At 51.5% G+C, this 19,486-nt stretch carries 20 protein-coding genes, 1 tRNA gene and 1 CRISPR repeat array; of the genes, 15 read left to right on the forward strand and 6 right to left on the reverse strand.

The genetic code is table 11. From position 1 onward, the window contains the following. Positions 1 to 2: 2 nt before the first annotated feature. Positions 3 to 443 carry a DNA polymerase III subunit chi gene (locus EA58_RS15970; RefSeq protein WP_036755053.1) on the reverse strand — a complete coding sequence of 147 codons (441 nt, stop codon included), beginning with the start codon at positions 441 to 443 and terminating at the stop codon, positions 3 to 5. A 49-nt stretch (positions 444 to 492) separates the two neighbouring features. After that, on the reverse strand, positions 493 to 2,001 hold the full coding sequence (gene pepA, locus EA58_RS15975) for a leucyl aminopeptidase (protein ID WP_036755056.1): 1,509 nt from the start codon (positions 1,999 to 2,001) through the stop codon (positions 493 to 495). A 192-nt stretch (positions 2,002 to 2,193) separates the two neighbouring features. On the opposite strand from pepA, the gene lptF reads away from it, so the two are divergent. Both lptF and lptG read left to right on the forward strand, forming a co-directional pair. Then, complete coding sequence (gene lptF, locus EA58_RS15980; protein WP_036755058.1) at positions 2,194 to 3,294, forward strand: LPS export ABC transporter permease LptF; 1,101 nt, start codon at positions 2,194 to 2,196, stop codon at positions 3,292 to 3,294. Continuing rightward, complete coding sequence (lptG, locus tag EA58_RS15985) at positions 3,294 to 4,364, forward strand: LPS export ABC transporter permease LptG (protein WP_036755060.1); 1,071 nt, start codon at positions 3,294 to 3,296, stop codon at positions 4,362 to 4,364. Before lptF ends, lptG begins: the two co-directional genes overlap by 1 nt. Positions 4,365 to 4,475: 111 nt before the next feature. On the opposite strand, the gene EA58_RS15990 is transcribed toward lptG, so the two are convergent. Beyond that, positions 4,476 to 4,970, reverse strand: a complete 495-nt coding sequence (locus EA58_RS15990; RefSeq protein WP_036755062.1) for an RDD family protein — start codon at positions 4,968 to 4,970, stop codon at positions 4,476 to 4,478. A 269-nt stretch (positions 4,971 to 5,239) separates the two neighbouring features. Between EA58_RS15990 and EA58_RS15995 the strand changes: the two genes are divergently transcribed. The 4 genes from EA58_RS15995 to EA58_RS16005 all read left to right on the forward strand — a co-directional run bounded on the left by EA58_RS15995 (position 5,240) and on the right by EA58_RS16005 (position 6,890). Beyond that, a tRNA-Leu gene (locus tag EA58_RS15995) sits at positions 5,240 to 5,326 on the forward strand. A gap of 153 nt (positions 5,327 to 5,479) precedes the next feature. Next, the gene (locus EA58_RS21735; RefSeq protein ID WP_161781068.1) at positions 5,480 to 5,629 is read left to right on the forward strand and encodes a hypothetical protein; all 150 of its coding nucleotides are present in this window, start codon (positions 5,480 to 5,482) and stop codon (positions 5,627 to 5,629) included. 196 nt (positions 5,630 to 5,825) lie between these two features. Then, a complete protein-coding gene (locus EA58_RS16000) occupies positions 5,826 to 6,476 on the forward strand; it encodes a hypothetical protein (protein WP_152548082.1) in 651 nt (216 codons plus the stop codon). A 60-nt stretch (positions 6,477 to 6,536) separates the two neighbouring features. Then, the gene (locus EA58_RS16005) at positions 6,537 to 6,890 is read left to right on the forward strand and encodes a hypothetical protein (protein WP_036755067.1); all 354 of its coding nucleotides are present in this window, start codon (positions 6,537 to 6,539) and stop codon (positions 6,888 to 6,890) included. A gap of 84 nt (positions 6,891 to 6,974) precedes the next feature. On the opposite strand, the gene EA58_RS16010 is transcribed toward EA58_RS16005, so the two are convergent. Beyond that, entirely contained in the window at positions 6,975 to 7,568 is a 594-nt protein-coding gene (locus EA58_RS16010) for a TetR/AcrR family transcriptional regulator (RefSeq protein ID WP_036755070.1), read from the reverse strand. A 121-nt stretch (positions 7,569 to 7,689) separates the two neighbouring features. Between EA58_RS16010 and EA58_RS16015 the strand changes: the two genes are divergently transcribed. From EA58_RS16015 to EA58_RS16050, 8 genes are all read left to right on the forward strand, one after another. Further along, positions 7,690 to 8,772 carry an MBL fold metallo-hydrolase gene (locus EA58_RS16015; protein WP_081819717.1) on the forward strand — a complete coding sequence of 361 codons (1,083 nt, stop codon included), beginning with the start codon at positions 7,690 to 7,692 and terminating at the stop codon, positions 8,770 to 8,772. A 241-nt stretch (positions 8,773 to 9,013) separates the two neighbouring features. After that, positions 9,014 to 9,532: direct repeats of the CRISPR family, unit length 29 nt; unit sequence GTGTTCCCCGTAGGCACGGGGATGAACCG. Positions 9,533 to 9,995: 463 nt separating this feature from the next. Beyond that, a complete protein-coding gene (locus tag EA58_RS16020) occupies positions 9,996 to 11,204 on the forward strand; it encodes a NupC/NupG family nucleoside CNT transporter (RefSeq protein ID WP_036755073.1) in 1,209 nt (402 codons plus the stop codon). A gap of 136 nt (positions 11,205 to 11,340) precedes the next feature. After that, positions 11,341 to 12,018 carry a MarC family protein gene (locus EA58_RS16025; RefSeq protein ID WP_051642153.1) on the forward strand — a complete coding sequence of 226 codons (678 nt, stop codon included), beginning with the start codon at positions 11,341 to 11,343 and terminating at the stop codon, positions 12,016 to 12,018. 98 nt (positions 12,019 to 12,116) lie between these two features. Beyond that, positions 12,117 to 12,563 (forward strand): Hsp20/alpha crystallin family protein, encoded by a 447-nt coding sequence (locus tag EA58_RS16030; RefSeq protein ID WP_051642154.1) that lies wholly within the window; start codon positions 12,117 to 12,119, stop codon positions 12,561 to 12,563. A 115-nt stretch (positions 12,564 to 12,678) separates the two neighbouring features. Then, a complete protein-coding gene (locus EA58_RS16035) occupies positions 12,679 to 13,128 on the forward strand; it encodes a c-type cytochrome (protein WP_036755076.1) in 450 nt (149 codons plus the stop codon). 179 nt (positions 13,129 to 13,307) lie between these two features. Then, the gene (locus EA58_RS16040; protein WP_051642163.1) at positions 13,308 to 14,192 is read left to right on the forward strand and encodes a mechanosensitive ion channel family protein; all 885 of its coding nucleotides are present in this window, start codon (positions 13,308 to 13,310) and stop codon (positions 14,190 to 14,192) included. Positions 14,193 to 14,548: 356 nt separating this feature from the next. Next, positions 14,549 to 15,124, forward strand: coding sequence for a GNAT family N-acetyltransferase (locus tag EA58_RS16045; RefSeq protein WP_036755079.1), 576 nt, complete (start codon positions 14,549 to 14,551; stop codon positions 15,122 to 15,124). Positions 15,125 to 15,129: 5 nt separating this feature from the next. Next, entirely contained in the window at positions 15,130 to 15,537 is a 408-nt protein-coding gene (locus tag EA58_RS16050; protein WP_200872196.1) for a GFA family protein, read from the forward strand. A gap of 116 nt (positions 15,538 to 15,653) precedes the next feature. Here the strand turns inward: EA58_RS16050 and EA58_RS16055 are convergent, their stop codons facing one another. Then, entirely contained in the window at positions 15,654 to 17,876 is a 2,223-nt protein-coding gene (locus EA58_RS16055) for a methyl-accepting chemotaxis protein (RefSeq protein WP_036755084.1), read from the reverse strand. Positions 17,877 to 18,206: 330 nt separating this feature from the next. On the opposite strand from EA58_RS16055, the gene EA58_RS16060 reads away from it, so the two are divergent. Continuing rightward, positions 18,207 to 18,386 carry a hypothetical protein gene (locus tag EA58_RS16060; RefSeq protein WP_036755086.1) on the forward strand — a complete coding sequence of 60 codons (180 nt, stop codon included), beginning with the start codon at positions 18,207 to 18,209 and terminating at the stop codon, positions 18,384 to 18,386. 54 nt (positions 18,387 to 18,440) lie between these two features. Here the strand turns inward: EA58_RS16060 and EA58_RS16065 are convergent, their stop codons facing one another. Beyond that, complete coding sequence (locus tag EA58_RS16065; RefSeq protein WP_036755089.1) at positions 18,441 to 19,352, reverse strand: D-alanine--D-alanine ligase; 912 nt, start codon at positions 19,350 to 19,352, stop codon at positions 18,441 to 18,443. Positions 19,353 to 19,486 lie beyond the last annotated feature (134 nt).

The raw sequence follows: 19,486 nt of genomic DNA on the forward strand, positions 1-19,486 counted from the left end.
AATTAGGGCGACTCAGGCGCAGCCGTTGTCTGCAATTGAATGCCTGCCATGCGGTACACTTTATAGCGTTCGCGGGCCTGCTGCTTGAGTTTTTCATCGCAAGGGACGAAGTCTACCACTTGTGCAAAGGTCACGGCAAAATTTGGTGCATCCTGAGCGAGATTGATCAGGATGGCACGCCGGCCACTGTGTCGCATGCCGGGCCAGCCGATTTCGACTGGCGACCCCTGACGCGGGCCTTCCCCTATCAGGTTATGAGGTACAAAATTGTCGGGGTCCTGTTGCCAGAGGTACTCGTCGAGCCATTCTGCCTGCTGGCGGCTTTCTGCCAGTAAGTAGACGGATTGTCCTTGCTGATAGCGCCATGCTGCCTGCTGACAGGCCAGTTTCAGCCGTGCCTCGGGGGCGGCGTCATCAATGATATAAAAGGTAGCATGGCTCATAAATGTCTATCCGAAAAAAGGGGCCGGCTGGCCCCTCTGTCGATGATGATTAATCGAGGTTTTCCAGTCCGGCCCGGTTGAGCAGGAACTGGACCAGCAGTGGCACCGGACGACCGGTAGACCCTTTATCTTTGCCGCCAGTCCAGGCTGTGCCTGCGATATCCAGGTGGGCCCAGTTATATTTCTTGGTGAAACGGGACAGGAAGCAACCTGCGGTGATGGTACCGGCACCCGGGCTGCCCAGGTTTGCAATATCTGCAAACGGGCTGGCCAGCTGTTCCTGGTACTCATCGGTCATTGGCAAACGCCATGCACGGTCACCCGCTTGCTCTGATGCGTTCACCAGCTCGTGCGCCAGTGGGTTGTGGTTCGCGAGCAGACCACTGATGTGGTTGCCCAGTGCAACCACACAGGCACCGGTCAGCGTCGCAACATCGACCACACACTCCGGCTCGAAACGCTCTACATAAGTCAGCGCATCACACAGCACCAGACGGCCTTCCGCATCGGTATTCAGCACTTCAACGGTCTGACCGGACATGGTCGTCAGGATGTCACCCGGACGATATGCAGCGCCGCCCGGCATGTTTTCACAGCCAGCCAGTACACCGATCACGTTAATCGGCAGGTTCAGCTTGGCCAGAGAACGCATTGCACCGAACACCGTCGCGGCACCACACATGTCGTATTTCATTTCGTCCATATTGGCGGACGGCTTGATTGAGATGCCGCCGGAATCGAAAGTCAGTCCTTTACCGACCAGCACAATCGGCTTAGCCGTCGGATCCGGATGGCCCTTATATTCGATCACGGACATCATGGCTTCATTTTTAGAGCCCTGGCCCACAGCCAGATAAGACGTCATGCCCAGCTCTTTCATTTCCTGCTCGCCAATAATTTTGGTACTGACGGTTTCGAAATCATCGGCCAGACGGCGAGCCTGTGAGGCCAGATAAGCCGGATTCGCCACGTTTGGTGGCATGTTGCCCAAATCTTTCGCAGCGCGGACACCAGAAGCTACCGCAAGGCCATGATTTATGGCACGCTCACCCAGTGACAGTTCACGGCGTGTCGGGACATTAAAGACCAGTTTACGCAGTGGGCGACGGGTTTCCGGTTTGGTGCTCTTGAACTGATTGAAGGTGTACAGGCTGTCTTTGGTGGTTTCAACCGCCTGACGGACTTTCCAGTAGGTGTCACGGCCTTTGACATGCAGCTCTGTCAGGAAGCAGACGGCTTCCATCGACCCGGTTTCATTCAGGGTACTGATGGTTTTCTTGATGATCTGCTTGTACTGGCGTTCATCCAGCTCACGTTCTTTACCACAGCCGACCAAGAGGACACGTTCGGACAGCACATTCGGGACGTGGTGCAGCAACAGCATCTGGCCGGGTTTACCTTCCAGATCGCCGCGTCGCAGCAAGGAACTGATGTAACCCTCGCTGATTTTATCCAGTTGTTCAGCAATCGGAGAGAGGCGGCGTGGTTCGAAAACGCCAACGACGATACAGGCACTGCGCTGTTTCTCGGGGCTACCACTTTTAACACTGAACTCCATGCGTACTCCTACATCCTATAAAGACAATTAAGGCTAAATGTTACATAATGCCGCACTGACTTGTTGGCTCTTGAATTCAGGTTCAGATTTAGTGCAGGCAGACAGTTAGCCGAAAGATAAAAAAATAACTGATTTACCGGAAAATTATAGTGATTCCAGCAAAAAAACAAGTTTTCTATGGGTATATAACGCGTGATTATTGTTCGTTATTTGACACGTGAGACAATAAAGAGCCAGGTTTCAGTCCTTTTTGTGCTGTTTCTTATCTTTATTAGTCAGAAGTTTATTCGCATCCTGGCCGATGCAACAGAAGGGTCGATTCCAGGTGATCTGGTGCTGACTCTGATGGGCTTATACATGCCCTCTATGGCGATGTTGATGCTGCCGTTGAGTCTGTATATCGGGATCTTGCTCACATTTGGGCGATTATATGCGGAAAGTGAAATTACTGTGATGAATGCCACAGGGATCGGAAATACTTTTCTGATCCGTGCTGCGTTATGGCTGGCAATTATCACGGGTTCGATCGCTGCATTTAATGCTTTGTGGCTGGCACCCTGGAGTGCTGAAAAAGAAACCCAGGTGATGGAGCAGTTGGAAGCTGATTCTGGTCTGGATCTGCTGGTCAAAGGGCAGTTTCAGGGCGCGCCGGATGGCCGGGGCGTTGTCTTCGTTGACGACATCACTGAAAAGGGCGGTAAGCTCCACCGGGTGTTTGTGGCGCAGCCAACCGCGAACGATACATTGCGTCCGAGTGTGATGTTTGCAAACAGCGGCACGGTGAGCGAGCTGAAAGATGGCCGTCAGGTGCTCGACTTGCAGGATGGCGTTCGTTATGAAGGACTGCCAACCCGTTTGGATTACAGCATTACCTCGTTTGATAATTATCAGGCTGTGATCGGCCAGCGCGCCATTAAAGAAAAGAACCGGGACTGGGATGCCCTGCCAACACTGGCATTGATGCAGCGCCCGGAGCTGGCGGCTCAGGCTGAATTTCAGTGGCGGATGTCACTGGTGCTCTGTATCCCGTTGCTGACCATGGTGGTGGTGCCGCTCTCTGCGGTGAATCCGCGGCAGGGACGTTTTGCCAAACTGGTACCAGCGGTGCTGATTTATCTCTCTTACTTCTTGGCGATCAGTGCAGCCAAATCTGCGGTTGAAGACGGGACTTTGCCGGTCGGTATTGGCCTGTGGAGCATCAATATTGTGATGTTGCTGGTGGCCATTGCATTGAACAGCTGGGATTCCTTAGCGATGCGACAATTCAGAGAAAAATTCCGGAGACGCGGCTGATGTTTAAGATTCTCGACTGGTACATTGGCCGTACCATCATTGCCACGTCTGCTCTGACGCTGTCGACGCTGGTCGGGTTGTCAGCCATTATCAAATACGTTGAGCAGCTGCGAAAAGTGGGCGACGGGACTTATGATTTATGGAAAGCGCTGATTTATGTTCTGCTGAGTGTGCCGCGTGACATTGAAATGTTCTTCCCGATGGCGGTGCTGCTCGGGGCGCTGATTGGTCTGGGCACTCTGGCTTCCAGCTCAGAGCTGGTGGTGATGCAGGCGGCTGGTTTCTCTAAGCTGGATATTGGTTTATCGGTGCTGAAAACAGCCGTGCCACTGATGCTGCTGGTGATGGTACTGGGGCAGTGGGGGGCACCGGAAGCCCAGAAAGCTGCGCGTGAGCTGCGTGCTATCTGGACCTCCGGCGGGAACGTGTTTTCGGTGCAACGCGGGGTCTGGGCCAAGGATGACAATGACTTTATCTATATCGGCCGGATCCACGAGCAGACCAACCTGAATGCTGTCAATATCTGGGAATTTGACGAAAACGACGTGCTGAAAGAGAGTTTGTTTGCCCGTTCGGCCACCTTCATCAAGGGAACAGGCTGGGAACTGAAAGATGTGACGGTGACACAGATCGGGGAAACAAAGCAGGAAAATACGCAGTATGACACCCAGTTATGGCAGACCAGCCTGACACCGGATAAGCTGGCCGTGGTGACTGTGAAACCGGAAGAACTGGCGCTTTCAGGGGTGTATGAGTATGTGAAGTATTTAAAAGATACCAAGCAGGACGCATCCCGGTATGAACTGGCGTTTTGGCGAAAGGCCCTGCAGCCATTCTCCATTGCCGTGATGATGCTGCTGGCATTGTCTTTCGTCTTTGGCCCGTTGCGTTCCGTGACCATGGGTGCCCGGGTATTGTCCGGGGTGATCTTCGGTTTTGCGTTTTACATTTCAAATGAGGTCTTCGGGCCACTCAGTATGGTGTACCGGTTACACCCGGTGATCGGAGCTTTGGGGCCAAGTCTGGTGTTTCTCTTGATCACGCTGTACCTGCTGAAACGGAAACTGTAAAGCCGCGTGTCCATTGTTCTCTGGAAGAGAGATATATTCAGGACGGTACAGTCAAAGGAAATAGAAAAGGCGCCGAACAGGCGCCTTTTTGATCGCTGACGTTTGATGAAATCAATTGGGTTTTGGCAGCAGAATCATCTCGCATTCTGCCATCAGGTCTTGCAGCGATTGTTTGGTGTGGCTGAAAGGCACCAGCAGGTTGCCCAGACCAAACGCTGACGTTGCCATTCGGATCAGGGCCTGAGTGAAACGAATATTCGAGCCGTCTGCATTTTGAATTCTCAGCTTCCAGGCGCGCATGCCCAGCGTTTGTCCGGCCTTACACCAGAAATAGCCAAAGAAGGCGACAACAGACAGCCCCAGATAAATGGAATATAACGGTGCTGCAACCGGATGTTTCGTGAGGTAATCACTGGCATCTAGATAAGGGGTCAGTGTCAGCACACCGGTGTTGAGCAGGATCGCGATAATGGCCATCGCCAGGCCACCAGCGATCATCAGCACGGCCGCCACGACCAGTGCATCATAGATCCAGGCGCCAATACGGCGAAACAGCCCCGGATACTGTTTTGTCGGAATCGCGTTTTGGTTTGCTTTCGTTGTCATGGTTCCACCAGAAAAAATCAAAAGGGGCCGGCAATTTTTGCGGGTCCAAAAATTCTGGCGCCCAGTGTATACCTAAGTGACCTGAAGATACCAGATTCAACACCGGGTCTGGTTCACAGTCACGTTGCTGATTCAATGTGGAAAATGTGACGGAACGGGAGCAAATTGGTTGAAGGGTTAACGCTATGCTGAAAAAACAAGCAAACAGTTTGATCCCCCTGATAAAGTTGCTTGCGCATCAAGACGGTATACGTATAATGAGCGCCATTGCCCGGGTGGCGAAATTGGTAGACGCAGCGGATTCAAAATCCGCCGGTGGCAACACTGTGCCGGTTCAAGTCCGGCCCCGGGCACCAATTTCAAACAACAAAGCCTCGACGAATGTCGGGGCTTTGTTGTTTCTACTCGTTACAAAACAGATGCCCGCTTTCTCTTGTCATCAAACGCCGGAAAGCGGGTTGATGTTTTCTCGCCTGCTGTTCATTGTGTGTTGCTTACTTTCGTGAAACTTGGATACCGTACTGCTGCGGATTAAGATGCAGCGTATTCAGGGATCAAACGGTCGTGTTTCAATGGACGACTCAAAACGTATTCATTCCGTCTTAAATGATCTGGAAGCCCATTGCTGCGAAGATATCCGTCTGGATGATACCGCATAGTGTGGCGAATTTGTCGTCCGATGCCGGGCTGGCTTACCCTAAACACACCAATCATGCACACCGCTTTACACTGAATGTGACGAAGTTTGTCAACGTTCAGGCCAGGAAGCATTCTGCGGGATTGGAGTATGAAAACCCGAGCGTGTCTGCATATACTGGATGTTCAGGGACTGATGCTTCACACAGGGAAAGTGCTTTGAAGGCTCAATTCATTTATCTGTTGTCCACACTCTGGCTCACCGGATGTGGTTTGCAACTTCATCATGATCGTCCGGATTATCTCACTGAGCACGCCAGATATACGATTCAGGAACAGTCGGATGCGTCCGGCAGATACATCCGGTTTGCTGACTTTCAGGGCGAGGTGCGTAAAAGCTGGGTGAATCACAACGAAGACGATGCGGTGCCTGATGATCGTCGTCAGCGGCGCAATACACAGGATGTCGCGCTTCAGCTTTCGGGGATGACCGGCACACTGGCATCCATGAATTACCGCCAGGCATGTTTTCAAAAACAGTCAACCTTCGGGATGGGGAATTCATCGTCTGTCGATGATTCAGCGCTGCTCAGTGGCGAAGCGCAAGTGAAGCAACAGGTTTGGGATGTCCAGAGTACGACGTTACTTGAAAACGAAGAGAAAGGAGATGCGATTGAGGTCGGTGGAAACCGCGTCCGTTTCAACGAACGTGTCATCGCTGAATATCACTTCTCGTCAGGCCAGCCCATGGTCAATCGGGACGATTATGTCTGGCTGGATGAATCACAGCCGGATGAGATCCGCGCTCTGGCCGCATTAATGGTGCTCTATGCGATGACGTATGAGGCGGTTTTCTGTGTATTGAATTAGTTCAAAATCCACTTTAACCTATGCTCCTTATTTCTTAATAAAAACAGATTGGAGCAAATCATGAAATATCTTTTAACGGCTGCACTGATGGCTGCCAGTGTGTCGGCTCAGGCTGCAGAGACAATTGACTGTGGTGAGGTGGCTTTGAAAACTGTTTATGTGCAGGCTGATCGCGAGGATGGTTCTTTTCATGCCAACAAAATGCTGCTCTTGATGGGGGCGGGTAAGAATGCTGCTTGTAGTGATATCACTTTTGCCTATTTGGAAAATAATGATGATGCCTATGACAGTACGTTATCGATGGCGATTTCGGCTTACATGGCAGGAAAAAAACTCCGGGTCGTCGTTGAAGACGCGCCAGCCCAGGCTGATGCGAAAAGGATTGCTTGGGTAAACTTTGGAATCAGAGACTGAATTCCATGTATTCAGCCCGGTTATCACGGATTGATGATGACATGTTATGAAAGCACTCACATCGAAGACCATTGCTGAGTGTTTTCATTTCCCATATCTCGCCACAAACATCTTCACGGTTTCTTCAATCACTTTCTCTTCACTGGTGTTTTCAAGCTCGCTGAACCCGTAGAGTTTGGGGTAAAACGTGAAGGACTTGAGCTGATAGATGAACTGGCGGGCGGCAAAATCGCAGTCGTCTACCTTCAGTACATTCGCTGCGTGGGCATCTTGTAAAAAACGGACCAGCGTCTTCATGCAGCCGATGTCTGTGTTATCCAGTGACTGCATGAGTTCCGGCTGTTGCAGCATCTGCATAAAGGCGATTTTGCCAATGCGCAGCAACTGGGGAGAGGTCAGCAAAGCCACTTCCTGTCGGGCAATGTGTGACAGTTGCTCAGTAATCTCTCGGTTGACATCAAAAGGCTGTGCCGCACCCTGATCCAATTGGGCGAACATTCGGGCCATGATGGCCTGAAAGAGCACCTGCTTGGTTTCAAAGTGGTTGTACACGGTGCGTTTTGAAACACCCGCCTCAGCCGCAACCTGATCCATGCTGGTTTGCTCCACGCCGTGAGAGTGGAACAGCGTCTCAGCGGCATCCAGAATCGCCAGCTTTTTCTTTTCCGATAACTTCATCTCAGTCCTCATACCTTTCTCCGGCATTGTAACCAAGATCAAAAAAACTTGCACTGACTGGTTTACTTTTAAATATGACGATGTAAAACTACACCGTATAGTTTACTTTTGGTGTGTGCAGATGCGTGGTCTGAAAGGAGCACTCGCTGGTGTGGCAGCTTTAGGAGCAGGTGTGTTGATGATGAATCATGATTTATCCGCAGAAATGACAGAAACGGCAGAAACATCCGACCATTTTTACGCGGGAAGCTTTCACAATTCCCAGAAAAAACAGCAGCCGGGTCTGAAAAAGACGCTGGGGATTCTGGGGCGTTATCTGACGGAAAAGCGGGTGGATATCGCGCCGTCTGGCGCGCTGCCAGTAATGCCACTGAGCCGTGAGCAGCTTGATGCCCTGAGTGACGATGAGGTACATGTCGTCAAACTGGGTCACTCTTCTGTGTTGCTGAAAGTGCAGGGTGCATACTGGCTGCTGGATCCGGTTTTTTCTGAACGTGCTTCTCCCTTCAGCTTTCTGGGGCCAAAGCGCTTTCATCCAACGCCGATCAGCATTGAAGCATTGCCGCCCATTGAGCGGGTGCTGATTTCCCATAATCATTATGATCATCTGGATAAAGCGGCAGTGAAAAAGCTCGCTGCGAAAACAACAGAGTTTCTGGTGCCGCTGGGGGTTGATGCTTCCCTGAAAAAATGGGGAGTATCCGAAGAAAAAATTCGCACGTTCGATTGGTGGCAGGAACATCAGCACGGCGAGACTTTGGTTGTTTTCACGCCGACGCAGCATTTTTCCGGGCGTAGCCTGACAGATGGCAATCAGACGCTCTGGGGCTCCTGGGTCATTCACACCCCGGATACCCGTCTTTATTTCAGCGGTGATTCGGGCTATTTCGATGGGTTTCAAGCGATTGGGAAGAAATATGGCCCGTTTGATCTCACCCTGATGGAAACCGGTGCCTACGATAAAGACTGGGCCAGTGTCCATATGACGCCGGAAGAGTCGGCACAGGCGCATCTGGATTTACAGGGAAAAGTCATGATGCCAATTCATAACGGGACCTTCGATCTGGCGTTCCATGCCTGGTATGAACCGCTGGAACGGGTCTCTGAGGCAGCCAGGATTCGGGGGATTGCTCTGTCCACGCCCGTGTTCGGCCAGCCGGTGACGGCAAAGCAGATCCCTGAAACGGGTGCCTGGTGGCGTTAGGATCCGGTGTATCAGAAGGCGTCATCCGTCTATTTTTGTGAAATTGCTCCGAGTCTTGCGAGATTGATCCGAGCGGTTTTTCAGGCTTCAGGGCAGGGCCATGAGGGGCTTGGAAACAGGCGGTTTCGTGATGGACTGTCCGTATTCACAGAACCGCAAGAATGCGCGTTTTTCCCCAAAAAAATCTGGTAGAATTTTTGGTGTTGAAAAAATCCTTTCAGAACAGCAATATAAATTTAGAGTGTTCCCCGTAGGCACGGGGATGAACCGGCAGTTGGCTCACTGATCAATAACGAGTCTGTGTGTTCCCCGTAGGCACGGGGATGAACCGTGCTCGATGGCGATTTGGATGACACAAACCACGTGTTCCCCGTAGGCACGGGGATGAACCGAAAAAACCATCTACCGCACTAGTACCAACTAACGTGTTCCCCGTAGGCACGGGGATGAACCGAGCGGGTTATGGTGACAGGAAATACGGATACAGTGTTCCCCGTAGGCACGGGGATGAACCGCGCGAAATAATGTTACAGTGATGCGCTCTATTCGTGTTCCCCGTAGGCACGGGGATGAACCGGTGAGATGATTTGCTATGTGTATGAGTAACAGGTGTTCCCCGTAGGCACGGGGATGAACCGGAGGTGCCCAAAACCACCCTCACGCAATCCGCGTGTTCCCCGTAGGCACGGGGATGAACCGCCGATGTCTCGTGTGATTTGGTAAACCGTCACGTGTTCCCCGTAGGCACGGGGATGAACCGGAGTACAAAGAAGAGCTGGCCTTTCTTACTGCGTGTTCCCCGTATCGACGGGGAGAATCCATGACGGATAAAAACCCCGCAAAGATGATGAAATGTGCTTCGTATGTTTCTGTCAGGGCAGGAATTCCGATTTTCATCGGTCATAAAGACCCCTGGCGATGGCTGGAGAATTTATCATTCAGAGAAGCAAACGTTTTCTTCGTAAACTCAATAAATAAACGCTGGAAATTCGAGCTATATCACACTATTATGCGCTCCCGGCTTGCGTGTTGAATCTGTCACAGATTCGGCAATGCAGTTGCCAGCTATCAACAGCTATCTGTCTGCCAAAGGATGTCGGACCGGGCTTTGATGTGCTTCCTGGTGACTGAGGGCAGCGACGCATGACGGATATTCTCGCCTTCGGCAGCTTTGCGTGCGCCAAGTCACCGGCCATCGGACTTCGACATTGCAAGGTAGGTTTATGCAGTTCCTCTACAGCGCGGCAGGTATCGTCGCTATTTTTTTGTGCGCTTACGCACTCTCCACCAATCGTCAGGCCATTCGCTGGCGTACCGTTCTGGGCGCATTCGGCTTGCAACTGGGGCTGGCAGCCTTAGTTCTCTATGTTCCTTTAGGACAATATCTGCTGGGTAAAATGAGCCATGGCGTCGCCTCTGTGATTGGTTTTGCCGATCAGGGGATCAGCTTTGTCTTTGGCCCGCTGGCAGAAAATGGGTTCGTGTTTGCTGTCAAAGTTTTACCTTTAATCATTTTTATCAGCGCACTGATCTCTCTGTTGTACTACCTGGGCGTGATGAGTCTGGTGATCCGTGTGATTGGCGGCGGACTGGAGCGTCTGCTGGGCACAACTCGTGCGGAATCTCTGGTCGCAACCAGCAATATCTTTTTGTCGCAGGGTGAGTCGCCGCTGGTGGTCCGTCCGTTTCTGGCCTCGATGACCCGCTCTGAACTTTTTGCGGTCATGGTCGGTGGTATGGCTTCGGTGGCAGGCAGCGTACTGGGGGGGTATGCCGCGATGGGCGTTGACCTGAAGTACCTGATTGCGGCCAGCTTTATGGCAGCTCCGGGTGGCCTGCTGATGGCGAAAATCATGGTGCCGGAAACCCAGCAGCCGGTTGATCAGAGCAATATTGATCTGTCAGACAGCGATCAAAGTAACGCCATTGATGCGCTGGCTTCCGGGGCGATGAACGGGATGAAAGTTGCGGTCGCAGTCGGTACCATGCTGATCGCTTTTGTGAGTGTGATTGCCATGCTCAATACCGGTCTGGAATGGTTGGGCTCGCTGTTCCATATCGAGGGGCTGACCCTGCAACGCATTTTTGGCTATCTGTTTGCACCGCTGGCGTTTGTGGCCGGTGTACCAAGCCATGAAGTCATGGCTGTTGGCAGCCTGCTGGGACAGAAAATCGCCATGAATGAATTCGTTGCGTTTCTGGATTATGCCAGCGTGAAAGAGTCGCTGTCGGCGCACAGCCAGATTATTGTGACCTTCGCGCTGTGTGGTTTTGCCAACATCGGCTCGATTGCGATTCAGCTGGGTTCGATTGGTGCCATGGTGCCGGAACGCCGTAAGGATGTTGCGACGCTTGGTGTACGTGCTGTCGTGGCTGCGACCTTCGCCAACCTGATGAGTGCGGCACTGGCCGGGCTGTTTATTTCCCTTTGATTTCTTTTCTGGCGGGCCTTGTACTGAGGTTCCGCCTGTTTCCTCGCTATCTGCTTCTATGCATATCGGTTTATCCTCCAAAGTGCAGCGCCTCAGTCTAGACTGAATCACATCTCTATGTTTTCAGGACAGTAACATGATTGATTTGGTGACTCTGGGTGTGACGGTCTTCATGGGGTTCTTTGCCATCATGAACCCGATTGCCAACACGGCGGTTTTCACCGGACTGACGGCACATCAGACCGGGCAGGAGAAACGGCAAACGGCGATCAAAGCCCTGACGGCTGCATTTTTTATTGTGGCGGCTTTCAGCCTGCTCGGGAAAGGGATCTTTCAGCTCTTTGGCATTACGCTGCCAGCGCTGCGACTGGCTGGGGGACTGCTGGTGTTTGTGGTCGGCTATCACATGCTGCAGGGCAGCAGTTCGTCGATGCATACACAAAGTCCGAGTAAAGAAGTGGAGGATATTTCAATCTCTCCGCTCGCCATTCCAATTCTGGCCGGCCCTGGGACGATTGCGACAGCCATGAACTATTCAGCAGCGAAAAGCCTGCTGCATATTCTAATCACTATTTCTGCTTTTGCCGTGCTTTGTCTGGTGACGCTGGCCTGTTTTTTATATGCCCAAAAGCTGGTCGATTTTCTGGGAAAAGATGGGGTGAATGTGATCACCCGGATTATGGGGTTACTGTTGACCGTGATTGCCATGCAGATGTTGATTCAGGGCGTGCATGATGCCTTGCATCTGTTCACGCCGGCAGGGCCGGGAGAATCAGCCGAGGTGTCCAGCGTCATTTTTTCCATCCGATCTTGATTTGAATCAAACTTGAGCGGCGTCAATTTTCAGTGGCTTACTATACTCATATCGGATGAACAGTCCGTTGTGGTCAACACGCCTTAAGGAGAGAGAGCATGAGCACTGAAATGAAAAAAGGTGGTTTTCCTTCTTTATTGGATCATGATTTCGACAGCCTGTTTCAGGGGTTCTTCCGACCTGTTCTGGGGGATGATTTTACGAAACAAGCCAGCCAGTTGCCTGCTGTTGATATTCATGAAAGCAAAGACAACTACGAGCTGACGGCTGAATTACCCGGATTCAGTAAAGAAGAAATTCAGGTTTCATTTCATCAGGGAAAACTCACCATCACAGCGGAACATCAGGAAGAGACTGAAAAGAAAGAGGAAGGAGAAGCGGTGCTGAAAGAGCGTCGTTATGGCAGTTATGCACGAACCTTCCAGTTTGGAGCAAATGTCTCGGAACATGATATCGAAGCGACGTATCAGGATGGTGTGTTGCACCTGATCCTGCCGAAAACGGTCGCGAATGTGCCAGAAGTGCGCAAAATTGAAGTCCGCTAATCTCGTGATCCAATCTCGTGATATTGGTTGTTCTTGCGTGTTCATTGGGTGCTGGTGGAAACCGGCACCTGTTTCTGTCCAAGGGCGCCAGCCCTGAATTCGGAGGTATGGAAAGATGAAACCATACACGTTTGCAATCCTGATCAGTGCGTTGTCTGGTCTGGCGGGATGTGACACGGCCAGTCAGAGTTTCAGTCTGCCAACCGGGGATGAAGCACAGGGCAAGGCTGTTTTTCTGAAGTACCAGTGCCTGGCTTGTCATAGCATGACTGGCTTTGAAGACGAAGCATCGAAGCTGACCCGCGCTCTGGATACGCCAGTTGTCCTTGGTGGTGAAGTGAGCCGTATCAGAACTTATCCTGAGCTGGTGACTTCGGTGATCAATCCTTCTCACAGACTGGCCGAAGGTTACGACGACCAAGAGATTCAGGTTGATGGCCAATCAGTCATGCCAAGCTTTAACGATGTCATGACGGTCACTGAAATGGTGAATCTGGTTTATTTCCTGGAATCTCATTATTCCCTGGAACCTTACCCACGGACCGACTATATCAGCCCGCATTAATCTGGTCTGATGGCCGTCAAAGGATGTGATAGCCAGACAAAAGCGATCTCGTTCTGCTTTACAAATGTACGGTGGTTGGGGGAGACTGCCCGTTGTCATTCATGGTCTAGCCGTCCCTGTTTCTGACTGCGTATTCGCTGTGTAGAACAGAATGAGAACAAAAAATGTGGGATCCCTTTCTGGAAAAAACTGAACTCGTCGTCACCTACTTACTGACGCACAAACTTTTACTGAGTGCATGCATTGTTGTGGTTGCTGTGCTGATTCGCCGGGTGGCGATCGCACGGATTCGTGGGGAAGCGAGCTTTCTCAGCGAAGAGCAGCGGAAATGGATTTCACGAACCAAGAACGGTGCATTTACTCTGATCATGCTGATCCTGTTTCTGTTGTGGGAATCGGAGATCAGCAAGTTTGCCTTGTCGCTGACTGCGATTGCCGTGGCATTAGTGGTTGCCTCGAAAGAAATTATCCTCTGTATGACCGGCTCGCTCCAGCGGGCAAGTTCACGTTCATTCAGAATCGGCGACTGGATCGAAGTCGGTCCGGTGTACGGTGAGGTGATTGAGCATAATCTGATGGCAACAGTGGTTCAGGAGATCGCCCTGCAGCAGGGCCAGTACCATTACACGGGCAAAACGACCACGTTGCCAAATAGTATGTTTTTTACCGTAGCGGTGAAGAACCTGAATTTTATGAAGCGCTATGTGTACCACGGTTTCACAGTGACGGTGAAAGAAACGGTGAATCTGTATCCCATGGTGCCGGTCATGCTGGCGAAAATAAACCTGCATATTGCCGACTTTATTGATGTTGCCCAACGATACAATCACATGATTGAGCGACATGCGGGTGTTGATCTGCCCGGCGCTGATCCGCATCTGTACATCACGACAACACCGACCGGCGAGCAACAGGTGCATTTCAAACTCTTTTGTCCGACGGTTCTCGCTGCTGAGCTGGAAGCGAAAATCCGGGAAGATTTCATGACCCTCTACTGCGATCAATATTTGCCAGGCTCGCCCAAATCGTTGCCAGAGGCGGAGGAAGAACTGCCTGTCATCTGACAAAAAAGCAGCGTCATCAGACGCTGCTTTGTTTTTGCACAAACACAACCTGTTCGCTGTCAAATTGCTGTGTGCAAAAAGACAGCCTTTCCCTGAAGTTTCTCTTGCGAAGACAACACGGTTTGGTGATTGAAGCACCATTCAGTTCAAGGCAATTCCGGTGCCAATTTTTATGACTGAGGGAACGGACTGATTTCAAACCAAAATGACGGAGCGTGCAGTTTTCAGCAGACCAATTTTTGCGAACCGTTTCCGGTTCGCGTTTCAAAATGCAGCAACCGTGAAGAGTATTTGCATTTTGATAAAGTTCTCGGCATTGTGCTATCAGGTGAATAAGTCATTGAAGGATCGCAGCGATGTTTAGTCAGACCGTGGATACGGATATTCAGCTGGCGTTGGTCCAGCCTTCTTTTGCCCCCCGTTATGTAGAACTCATCAACACGCATTTCGATTATCTGTCTCAGTGGCTGGCATGGCCGCCGCATTGCAACACAGAATCTGATTTTCTGAACTTTATCCGTCGTTCACTTCAGGAGTATGCCGAAGGCAAATCGATGGTCTGCGCCATTTTCTATCAGGGGACCCTCGTCGGGAACTGTAGTTTTAACACTATCAATCACAGTCTGAAAACCGTTGATATCGGTTACTGGCTGGCCGCCGATAAGCAGGGGAAAGGGATTATTACCCGGGTGTGCCGCCACCTGATCAGCATCGCTTTTGAGCAACTGGAGATGGAAAAAGTCGTTATTGCTGCAGCGGTTGAGAATCAGGCCAGTCGGGCGGTTGCAGAGCGGCTGGGGATGACCCGGGAAGGGGTGATTTCCCGAAGCGAAAACCTCAATGGCCGTATTCTGGACCATGCCATCTATGCCCTGCACCGACAGCATCATCATACCGAATTCACATCAAAACTTGCTGAGGAGCGAACATGAGTCAAATCACTTATCCAATCCGCGGTGCCTGCCAGTGTGGTGGCGTGACTTATCAGTTGCTGGCACCGCCGAAAATGGTGGTGGCCTGCCACTGTAAGGAATGCCAGAAGCTGTCGACCAGTGCGTTCAGTATCACCGCCATGGTTGATGCCAAGGATTTAGTGTTCCAAGGGGAGATGAAAGACTGGTCGCGTCTGGCAGACAGCGGGAATACCAGTGCCGCTAAATTCTGTCCGACCTGTGGGAACCGAATTTATCACTATGATCCGAACCATCCGGAAGCGATTAAGCTGAAACCGAGCAATCTGGAAAATACCCGGATCATTGAGCCGACCCTTCATGTCTGGACCCGTGAAAAGCAGGACTGGTATCAAATCCCGGAAGGGGTGAAACAGTTTGAAGGGCAGCCTTGATTTGGTGCGCTGAGCTGAGCGTAAAGTCACCCAGTTGCAAAGCCATCCCTGAGCGGATGGCTTGTTTATTTCTGGCTTCCCGTCGTGGGTCACTCAAGCGCTGGGGAGAGGCTGCCTTAAACCCGGAAGTGGCTGGTGATCTGTTCCAGTTGTGCCGAGAGCGTGGACAGTTCTTCGCTGCTGGCGGAGATTTGCTCCACGGCAGTGCTGGTATCCCGCGACATCATATTGATCGTATTAATGTTATTGCTGATCTCTTCGGCCACTGCCGACTGCTGCTCAGAGGCAGCGGCAATCTGACTGGTCATGGCTGCGATATGTTCAACCGATGCGACCACCTGCTGTAAGCCTTCGGTTGCCGCGACCGCCTGCTCAGAGACCCGGCTGGTATGGTTGATACTTTGGGTCATCACATCACTGACATCCCGCCCGTGGCTGAGTAGTGTCTCCAGCATCGCTGCGGTGTCATTGGTGGCTTCCTGTGTGTGCTGGGCCAGATCCCGAACTTCCTCTGCGACGACTGCAAACCCCCGGCCGTGCTCGCCGGCCCGGGCGGCTTCAATGGCTGCGTTGAGTGCCAGCAGATTGGTTTGTTCGGCAATGCCACGGATGGTTTCCAGGACTTTTGTGATGTCATCAGAACTTTTTCTCAGCAGGCTGAGTTTATGGTTGGCTTCCTGCATATCCACCGACATCTTGCCGAGATTATCTGAACTTTGCTGTAGCAGGAGCGAGCAATCATTGACGCTGTTCTGTGCTTCGTTGCCGGCATGGGCCACGGAGGCAATATTCCCCGAGATGTCTTTGGCGGTCGCACTCATTTCATCAATGGCCACGGCTAGGTGAGCCGTTTCCTGCTCCTGCTGGGAAACCGCCTGTGCGGTTTCTACGGCGCTGGCAGCCAGTGCTTCCGCTTCATTGCGTTGCTGGCTGGCAGCGACTTTGAGCTGATTGATAATCTGGCTGAGTTTGGCGGTCATCGCTTTCATGGAGGCGTATACACCCGTTGCCTGACTGCTACCGTTGTCTTTCATACTGGCACGTAAGTCACCTTCAGCAATCGTGCTGGCAATCTGTTCCATGTGCTCGGGTTCACCGCCGATAGGACGGGTAATATTCCGGCTGACGAAGATGGCCGCCGGGATGATCAACGCAATGACGGCAAGAATGATTGTCAGACCGCTGAACTGAAGACGCGTGATGGCTGACAGTGCTTCCGCTTGATCGATTTCCGCAACGATGACCCAGTTGGTGCCACCCAGTGCAATCGGGGCAAAGGCCGACAGAACGGTATTGCCTTTGTAATCGGTGATTTCAGCGATCCCGCTTTCACCCGCCAGTGCCCGCTGAACGGCTTGGGTGTCGATGCTGCCCTTGTCGGGGTGGCGGAATGATGCCGCGACGGAATGATTGATCGGATCGATGAACGAATTCGAGCGCATCAGTTTGTCCGGGCCGACCAGATAAGTTTCACCACTTTGACCCAGCCCGGCTCTGACCCCCATGATGGCTGTCAGGCGATCGATCGGAAACTGGAACACCAGCACGCCGGAGAGGGTGTTCTGGTCATAGATTGGCGCAGCCATAAAACCTGCCGGAGACTGGTAGGACGGCAGATAAAGATTGAAATCGATCAGCGCAGTCTGCCCTTGCGGTAAACGGAGTCCGGCCTGGTAGGCATCTTTGAGTAAACTGTCGCGGAACGGACCATCACGCAGTGAAGTGGCAAAATCTACTTCTTTGTAGACACTGTAGAGCACCTGGCCGGTCTTCGCATCAATCAGGAACAGATCGTAATAACCGGACTTGTCGATCAGATCCCGGAAGAACGGATGGAAGTTTTCATGTGCTTGATCATAAAAGGTATGGCCTGCATTAAGCAGGCGCTGTTTTTCCCCCAGACCGTAGGGGCTGTTGGCAATATAGGCCGACTGTAATGCCTGCGCAGTTGGCGAAAGCTGGTTGGCCAGTGTCTCTGCGGTCAGGTTCAGATTGGGGGCGTTTTCTTTCAGGCGTGGTAAAAACTGTTCCCGATAAAACTGAGTGATTTGCGCCCGGGCATTGGGGTTTGCCGCAGGCAGATCGGCCATACCCTGGCGGAAATCGCGGAGTGCATTGAGTGTCAGTGGATTGGATGCTTCCAGTGTGATTTGCTGGGTCAGGGTATTGAAATACCGTTCAATCGCATCCTGCTTGACTTCACGTAGTGACTCCAGCTGGTTGTAGGCTTGTTGCTCCAGCGACTGACTGGCCTGATACATGGTGAGTAAAGAGATCGCTGCCGCAGGCAGCAGGCCTGTGAATAACAGACAACTCATGATCTTATGTTGCAGTTTCATAATTCCCCCTGGATCCTCCCCACAGATACAATCGAAACTAGTCCAGCTTTCGAGTTGCGACGAGTATTTCAGTCGGGGTGTCATGCAGAATCATTCGCATTTGTGATATCTGTCAATGACGATATAACCTACCGGAATTGATTCAATGCACTCTCACGATGGGAGATGAATTTTTCTCTGTTTTGTCCTCACACTTTGTCGTTGTTTTAGAAGGATTTATGGCTGTATTGTCTGGATTCATCTGAAAATCAGACTTTCTGTTTGATAATAAAGTGTCGCATAAACAACAAGATGCCTGTTTTTTTTATGGGATTGAGAAGTGAGGTGCCAATGGCAAAATCAACAAGGCTGACTGCAGAGGATAAACAGAATCTGGTCAATGAGCTGAAGCAACTGATTGCTGCCCGCATGGGTAAATCGGTCAATGTGACTCATCAACGGGACGATGAGGCTGGGTTGGTCGTGGAATTTAGTGTTGAAGGCCAGCGGTTTGCGGAAGTGACCATCTAAGCTGAAGTTGCCCGGCATTCGATCTGCCGCCGGGCATATTCTTCATGAACACATCTACACGGGATCAAAACTGGCCAGGGCCAGGATCTGCTCGATCGTCTGCGGAAAATCCAGTCCGATCTCACGGGTTGCCATGGGAAAGACACTGCGTGGCGTCATTCCGGGGGAGGTGTTCATTTCAATCGGATGGATTTTTCCATCATCCCCCAGGATCACATCCAGCCGCCCCCAGCCACGGCAACCCAAGGCATGGAAAGCGTTGAGTGCCAGTTGTTGTATCGCTTGTTCGGTCTCTGCGGCAAGATCGCTGGGACAGTGATAACTGGCCGTCTGAGCACCAAATTTGGCACTCCAGTCAAAAAAGGTATCGGAACAGATTTGTACGACGGGCAGCGCACGATCGCCCAGGATGCCACAGGTATATTCCCGCCCGCTGATAAAGCTTTCCAGCAGAATATCGTCATCATAGTCAAAGGCTTGTCGGATGGCGGTTGCCAGTTCGTCCGGGGATTCGACTTTGTTGACGCCAATACTGCATCCCTGTGAACTGGGTTTGACGACCAGCGGATATCCCATTGAGTCAGCGATCGCGATGTTTTCTGCCATGGCATGCTCACGGTGTACGCTATGCCAGTTGGCATAGTGAAACCCGCGTTGAGCCAGGATTTGTCGGGTTCGGAGTTTATTCAGGCACAATGCGGACGACGCCAGTCCACTCCCGGTATAAGGAATTTTCAGCCAGTCCAGTAATCCTTGCACATGACCACTTTCTCCCAGACTGCCATGGAGCGCAATGAAAACTTTATCAACCGATGTTAACGCGTCTAACGTTTCATACAGTTCTTTCGGATCGATGGCCACCACGTCATAACCCAGTTCAGTAATGGCATCACTCACGGCCTGTCCCGATCGTAATGATACACTCCGTTCACTGGATTCCCCTCCCATCAGTACACCCACACGCATAAACAACTCCCTCCATAGGTTCACGTGCACATATACTAATGCAATGCGAGGCATCTCACAAAGCTATTGATTTATATGGTAATAGTGAAACATGACATTTGTTCAATGAATTCTTTTTCATCAAATAGGTTGCT

The sequence above is a fragment of the Photobacterium galatheae genome, from assembly GCF_000695255.1.
GTDB classification, from domain to species: domain Bacteria; phylum Pseudomonadota; class Gammaproteobacteria; order Enterobacterales; family Vibrionaceae; genus Photobacterium; species Photobacterium galatheae.